General features: G+C 68.3%; 6 protein-coding genes and 1 pseudogene. 4 read left to right on the forward strand and 3 right to left on the reverse strand.

What is annotated here, in order from left to right; all coding sequences use genetic code 11:
* Positions 1–74: 74 nt before the first annotated feature.
* Both ACIPEK_RS46030 and ACIPEK_RS46035 read right to left on the reverse strand, forming a co-directional pair.
* On the reverse strand, positions 75–989 hold the full coding sequence (locus tag ACIPEK_RS46030) for a pentapeptide repeat-containing protein (RefSeq protein ID WP_402008866.1): 915 nt from the start codon (positions 987–989) through the stop codon (positions 75–77).
* A gap of 343 nt (positions 990–1,332) precedes the next feature.
* The gene (locus ACIPEK_RS46035) at positions 1,333–2,010 is read right to left on the reverse strand and encodes an SMI1/KNR4 family protein (RefSeq protein ID WP_402008869.1); all 678 of its coding nucleotides are present in this window, start codon (positions 2,008–2,010) and stop codon (positions 1,333–1,335) included.
* 115 nt (positions 2,011–2,125) lie between these two features.
* Between ACIPEK_RS46035 and ACIPEK_RS46040 the strand changes: the two genes are divergently transcribed.
* The 3 genes and pseudogenes from ACIPEK_RS46040 to ACIPEK_RS46050 all read left to right on the forward strand — a co-directional run bounded on the left by ACIPEK_RS46040 (position 2,126) and on the right by ACIPEK_RS46050 (position 4,860).
* Positions 2,126–2,668, forward strand: a complete 543-nt coding sequence (locus ACIPEK_RS46040) for a hypothetical protein (protein ID WP_402008871.1) — start codon at positions 2,126–2,128, stop codon at positions 2,666–2,668.
* A 70-nt stretch (positions 2,669–2,738) separates the two neighbouring features.
* Positions 2,739–4,278: pseudogene (locus ACIPEK_RS46045) on the forward strand (ISKra4 family transposase).
* A gap of 105 nt (positions 4,279–4,383) precedes the next feature.
* Positions 4,384–4,860, forward strand: coding sequence for a hypothetical protein (locus ACIPEK_RS46050; protein WP_402008873.1), 477 nt, complete (start codon positions 4,384–4,386; stop codon positions 4,858–4,860).
* Positions 4,861–4,946: 86 nt separating this feature from the next.
* Here ACIPEK_RS46050 and ACIPEK_RS46055 read toward each other — a convergent pair whose 3' ends face one another.
* Positions 4,947–5,663 carry an IS6 family transposase gene (locus tag ACIPEK_RS46055; protein ID WP_402008876.1) on the reverse strand — a complete coding sequence of 239 codons (717 nt, stop codon included), beginning with the start codon at positions 5,661–5,663 and terminating at the stop codon, positions 4,947–4,949.
* A gap of 58 nt (positions 5,664–5,721) precedes the next feature.
* On the opposite strand from ACIPEK_RS46055, the gene ACIPEK_RS46060 reads away from it, so the two are divergent.
* Positions 5,722–6,167, forward strand: a 446-nt coding sequence (locus ACIPEK_RS46060) for a transposase (protein ID WP_402008879.1), incomplete at its 3' end; no start/stop codon positions are given.

Consider the following 6,167-nt stretch of genomic DNA (forward strand, 5'->3'; position numbering starts at 1 on the left):
TGGAAGCCTCAAGAACTCCCATCATCGCAGGTCACAAGGCACTTCCTTGTTTCCCGAAACGTCATCCACAGCCATCAGATCGGTGGATCAAGGCTTAGGTCGGCGTACCGAAAATCTGATGCTCCTAAGCGGGCGTGAGCGAGGTTCGCGCCGTGCAGGTCGGCGTACTGGGCCCGTGCCGACACCAGGTCGCAACCCCGAAGGTCCGCATCGATGAGCCGGACATTACGCAGCTGGGCACGTGACAGGTTCGCGTTGTCCAACCGCACCTCGGTCAGATCGGCGTCATCGAGACAGGCATCCCTCAAGTCGGTGAAGTGGAGAACGGATCCACTCAGGCGAGCGTGCCGTAGGGATGAGGCGTTGAGCGAAGCGAACGACAATTGCACGCGCCGCAGGTCGGCGTGATCGAGCGTTGCCCGGTGCAGATCAGCGAATTCGAGCCCCGCCTCCTCGCAGCGGGCGTAGCTGAGATCGGCCCCCCAGAAACTGACATGCTGCGCCCGCGTGTGCCGCAGGTCTGCTTTACGCAGCGTCGCGCTGGTCAGGTTGGCATGGGCGAGACGGGCGGACGCAAGATTCGCCTGCACGAGGTAGGTCCACTTCAAGTTGGCGTCCCGTAAGTCCGCTTCGCTGAGATCGGCGTCCTGCAGGTCGCTATGGTCCAGCCGGGTATGTGCCCAACGTCCCTGACTCACGTCGGCTGCTCGTAGGTCGAGACCGCTCAGGTCGAGACCACGAGTCTCGGCGCGTTCGGGTCGTCGAGCCAGAACTGTGAGAGCAGTCTGGACGTCCTGGGCGAGGACGACCGGTGGTCGCTGGCGCAAGATCGCGGGTGCGATCGTCGAGAGCCGCGGGTGCGCCACGCTGTCACGGACAAACTGGACGAGATCCCCGACGGTCAAGTCGTGATCCCCGTCCAGCGCCGACATCTGACGTCCCAACGCGGTCACTGCGGCCACACGGACTTCAAGTTGATTCGACGTCATGCCCGCTAGTGCCTCTGCGTGGTGCATTGTCATCACCGTCTTCCTGCAACTCCTCGAATGCCCGTCCGTACCCAAGGGGACCAAGGCTAGACCGAGTTACCTCGGCCGTGAGGGGATGTCTGGACCTTGACTGGACAGGTGGTTTGCGAATGGCTGGCCAGTACGCCTGCCACTCCTGTCGCTTCGGACCAACCGCGGGTGTAGTCCGATCCTGCCAGCCGACAAGGGACACCAACGCGAGAGGGAAGCCAGGTGACACGGCCTGAGATGGGTGCAGTTCCTTTGAAGGGAAGGGTTGAGTAGGCCGCTGTGCGTGGGGCGGGCCAGGGTCACCAGCTCTTGATCACCGAGCTGCCCTCTCGCGTTGCTCAAGCCACTCGAGGTACCAGGTGCAGAAGGTGTGGCGGTTTCCCTTTGCATCGACGTACGGCTCGAAGGGCGGGTTGACCGCGCAGTCCCGGTCGCGGAGTTCCCCGCGGTGTGGGCCGACGACGATGAGCCAGCCGGTCATCCCGCATCCGTTGTCGCTGATGTGGATCGCGCCTCGGCCGCGTTCCAGGTGCCAGAGTTCGTCGCCGGCGTCGCCGAAGACCTTGCGGTAGTCGTCCAGATAGTCGTCGTCTTCGTCTCGGGTGGTGGGTTCGTGCCCGGCGGCGCGAAGGGTTGCCATCTGCTGGTCAGCCCAGTCTTCCGTCTCGACGAACGGCCCGCTGGGGTCCAGCAGCCAGGGATGGTCTGGGGCGTTGTCCCAGAGCCAGCCCCACTTCCCGTCGATTCGGCGCAACGACGTGAGGTGGAGTGCCGGTCCGGGGCCGCCGGCCCCGACCTCTGCCAGAAACGTGCGGTACTCGTCGGGGAGCGTGACACCGAACTGTGCTTCGACCTCGGCGATCTCGGCGGGAGTCAGGACAGGTTCGAACGTCGGGTATCGAGACGGTGCACGGCCGTGGGCTCGACGCTCGGCCTCCTCCACAGCGATGACGCGTTCGCGGACTTCCGACCAGTCCATGTGCGTGTTCACGGCTCTCCTATCGACGGCAGGCACGGACATTAGTCCCTGCCGCCGACATCCGACCTCCATCTGGGCTGTGTTCGCGGCTGTTCATCTCTACCGTGATGGTGGAGGAGGATTGCTGATGGGTTCATTGTTCGAGGAGTTGGAGGCCCGCGAGGCGGCTACCCGGGCCCGGGTGGAGGAGCTGGAGGCTGAACTCGCTGCGATGTCCAGCAAGTTGGAGCTGGCTCGGGAGGGCCTGGGGCGGCTGCGGATCGCGCGGGAGACGGTCGCGGAAGTGCTCGCCGAGATGACGCCGGAGATGCCTGCGGCAACGGTCGATGCCCGGGAGTCGCCTCCCGGCGAGCGGGTGGTGTCGGCGTATGCGGGGGCCGAGCGGCAGGTGATCGGGGTGCTGACGGTGCCGAAGTGGCAGCCCGGCATGGGGGCGGACGTCCTGCCCGGGGTGTATCGGGACATCGTGGAGGTGGTGGCGGATGCGCCGGGTCCGGTCCGGGCCAAGCAGATCGTCCCCAGGATCGGGCTTGCGGCCGAGGTCGGGAAGATCGAGGGCACGCGGTCGAAACTGAAGCGGCTGGTGGAACGGGGCTGGCTGGACGAGGACGCCCCGGGACTGTTTACCCCGGCCCGCCGCCGGACGGCTGTCACGCCCAACTCCCTTTAACAGAAGGGCTATTCCGCCTACATTCGAAGGTGCCAACCGTGTCGGATGCAGGACGAGAAGAGCCCCGGAGATGGAACAGTACGACACTCATGCCACCGCTGACCCCTTTTGCCTGCTCGGTCAACGCCTTCGAGACGCTGATGGGCACCCTGTCGGGTGACCAGGCGAGCGCGTGGACCCACGCTGAGCTGGAGGAACACCTCGACGCGGCCGGGCGGGAGCTGTTACGGCAGCTTCTGCAGGACCACCTGGACCTGCGCGCCCTGCGGGAGGAGGAACAGGTCCGCGCCGGTGCCGGCCTGGTCGTGGTGGGGCCGGAGGGACGGGTGCGGCCATGGCGGGAGACGGGCCACGCGCGCTGGCTGGCCGGCCTGTTCGGGCTGGTCCGCTTCATCCGGGTCGCGCACCGGGGCCCCGGTGTGGGCAACGCCCACCCCGCCGACGAGGAGCTGTCGCTGCCCGCGGGCCGCCACTCGCTGGGCCTGCGCCGGCTCGCGGTCACAGAGGCCGTGCGCGGCTCGTTCGACCAGGCCCACGATGCGGTGACATGCCGCTGCGGGAAGGTGCTCGGCAAGCGGCGGCTGGAAGAGCTCGTGATCGCCGCGGCCATCGACGTCGACGCGTTCTACCGGGCCCAGATCCCCGTTCCGTGCAGCCGACAGATGCCGCTGGTCCTCCAGGTCGACGGCAAGGGCGTGGTCATGCGCCCCGAGGCCCTGCGCGAGGCCACCCGCCGGGCCGCCGTGAAAGCCGCTGCCGCGGGCGGGCATCGCGGCCGGCTCGCGCCGGGCGAGAAACCGAACCGCAAGCGGATGGCGACCGTGGCCTGCGTCTTCGACACCCGCCCGGCCCCCAGACGCCCCCACGACGTGATCCACCCGCCCGGCGGCCGCAGCGGCGAACGTCCCGTCCGTCCGGGGCCGAGGGCGGAGAACAAGTGGTGCACCGCCTCCCTGGTCCGCCCGCCCGAGCAGGTCATCGTCGACGCTTTCGACCAGGCCGACGCCCGCGACCCGCAGCATCTGCGGCCGTGGATCGTCCTGGTCGACGGCGCTCGCCACCAACTCGACCTGATCACCGCCGAGACCGCCCGACGCGACGTCACGGTGCACGTCCTGCTGGACTTCGTGCACGTCGCCGAGTACGTCTGGGCCGCCGCCCACGCCTTCCACAAGCCCGGCACCACCGAGGCCGAAGCCTGGGCAGCCGACCACCTGACCGCGATCCTCGCAGGCCACGCGGCCCGCACCGCCGCCGAGATGACCGCCGATGCCGACCGGGAAGGACTGCCGGCCACCCGGCGCGAGACCGTCGACGCCTGCCACCGCTACCTGACCGGCCACCTCGACCAGCTCCGCTACGACACCGCTCTCGCCAACGGGTGGCCGATAGCCACGGGCGCGGTCGAGGGTGCCTGCCGCCACCTGATCGCCGACCGCCTCGACATTACCGGTGCCCGCTGGGGCCTGCCCGGAGCCGAAGCCGTCCTCCGACTCCGCACCCTCGTCGCCAACGGTGACCTCGACGCCTACTGGCGCTTCCACAGTGCCCACGAGCACGAACGCCTCTACCCCGCCCCCGGCCAGGAGAACTACAACCTCACCGCCTGATCAGCATCGTCCCTCGAAACGAACCGCACCCGCCTGAGATGACCACGGAACGGCAGGTCAGCCCTTTGCGATGGGACATCAAAGAAGCGACCGGCCGGACGCCGGATGATGACCGCCGACCTGCGCGCCCTGTACCCGCGCGACACCGAGGACCAGGCCGTGCTGCGCCCGCTGACCCGCAACCGGACCGCCTCCCCCTACGAGCGGGCCCGCCTCGCCGCCGGTGCGCTGACCGCCCGGGTCCACGCGGTGCGCCGCGCTGACCGCCCGGGCTCCCGCACCCGGCCCCACACCGTCGTCGTACCCGCCGCCCCAAGGTCCCGCCCGCGGCCGACCCGCACGGGCCGGAAGGCCGGCTACGCCCCGGAGCAGACGACCGACGTCGCCGCCCCGGAGCAGACCCGCCGGACGTTCAAGGTAGCCGCCGCCAAGATGGCCGCCAAGCTCCAGGACGGCGTACGGGAACGCGCAGTCGCCCACGGACCCCGACCACAGTCCACCTCGCCGACGGCCCCGCCGTCGCACACCCAGCAGCCCGGCACCCAGTACGCACCGGACCGGACCACAGGAGGAGTCGCATGAGCACCCCGGAAGGCGTTGTCACGTTGGTGCGGTGTTGATCGATTGAGGGCGCGTCAGGGTGTGTAGGGGTCGGGTGGGTGCATGACTTACGCTGCGGCGGGCAGGGCGGTGGCGCCGGTGATCTCGTCCCAGATGGCGAAGCGGGTGGTCATCTCGGCGTGGTATTCGGTGGCGGTCATCAGATGGCGGCGTGGTCGGAAGTGGGGCGAGATACCGCTGAACGCGGCCAGGAATCGCTGGGCTCCGCCGACGGAGCGGAAGCCCTTCATCGCACGTTCACGCTGCCGGGTAGGCTGGTGGGAGTTCTCCGCCCGGTTGTTCAGGCCCTTGTGGGCGCGGTGTTCTACGGAGGGCATGACCTCGCGGTGGGCCGCGCCGTAGGAGCGCAGCTTGTCGGTGACGATCACCCTCGGCACCGAGCAGGTCTTCTTCAGCAGTTTGTGGAAGAACCGCCTGGCCGCGGCCTTGTCCCTTCGGCCCTGGGCCAAAATGTCGAGCACGTTGCCATCGGCGTCGACGGCCCGCCACAGGTACTTCAGCTCACCGTTGATCTTGACGAAGACCTCGTCCAGGTGCCACTTGTCACCAGGCCGGGGCTGGCGGCGCAGCGAATTGGCGTACTGCTGCCCGAACTTCAGGCACCAGCGGCGGATGGTCTCGTAGGAGACGATCACGCCCCGCTCAAGCATCAGCTCCTCGACCTCACGGAAGCTGAGCGGGAACCGGAAGTACAGCCACACGCAGTGGGAGATCACCTCGACCGGGTACCGGTGACCCCTGTACGACGGCGACGCGCTCCCCACGGACGACTCCCCCCTCCACCATGATCAACCCGAAGATCATCCCACCCGCTCAGCCAACGTGACAGCACCGTTCATTGATGTCGACTCCACCCACAAGCGGGTCTACGGCCGGGCCAAGCAGGGCGCCGAGTACGGCCGGTTCAAGGGCATCCGCACCTTGCACCCCCTGCTCGCCACGATCTGCACCCCACAGTCGAGACCGGTGATCGCCACAGTACGGATGCGCCGCGGCAAGGCGGCCGATTCCCGCGGGGCCCCGAAGTTCGTCAGTGAGGCGCTGGCCACCGCCGTCGAGACGGGCTGCACCGGCACCCGGATCCTGCGAGCGGACTCGCAGTTCTACAACGCCGGGGTGATCTCCGCCTGCCGCCGGGCCGGAGCCCACTTCTCGATCACCTGCGGGATGAATCCCTCCATCAAACGGGCCGTCCTCAGCATTCCCGACCAGGCCTGGCAGCCGATCACGTACCCGACCGCGGTGCCCGATCCCGCAACCGGTGAACT

The organism is Streptomyces sp. NPDC088246, assembly GCF_044741025.1.
Classification (GTDB): domain Bacteria; phylum Actinomycetota; class Actinomycetes; order Streptomycetales; family Streptomycetaceae; genus Streptomyces.

Excerpts from the sequence above, each read along its gene's own strand:
- ACIPEK_RS46030 (WP_402008866.1), bottom strand. The coding sequence starts at position 989 with ATGACGTCGAATCAACTTGAAGTCCGTGTGGCCGCAGTGACCGCGTTG.
- ACIPEK_RS46040 (WP_402008871.1), top strand. The coding sequence starts at position 2,126 with ATGGGTTCATTGTTCGAGGAGTTGGAGGCCCGCGAGGCGGCTACCCGG.
- ACIPEK_RS46050 (WP_402008873.1), top strand. The coding sequence starts at position 4,384 with ATGATGACCGCCGACCTGCGCGCCCTGTACCCGCGCGACACCGAGGAC.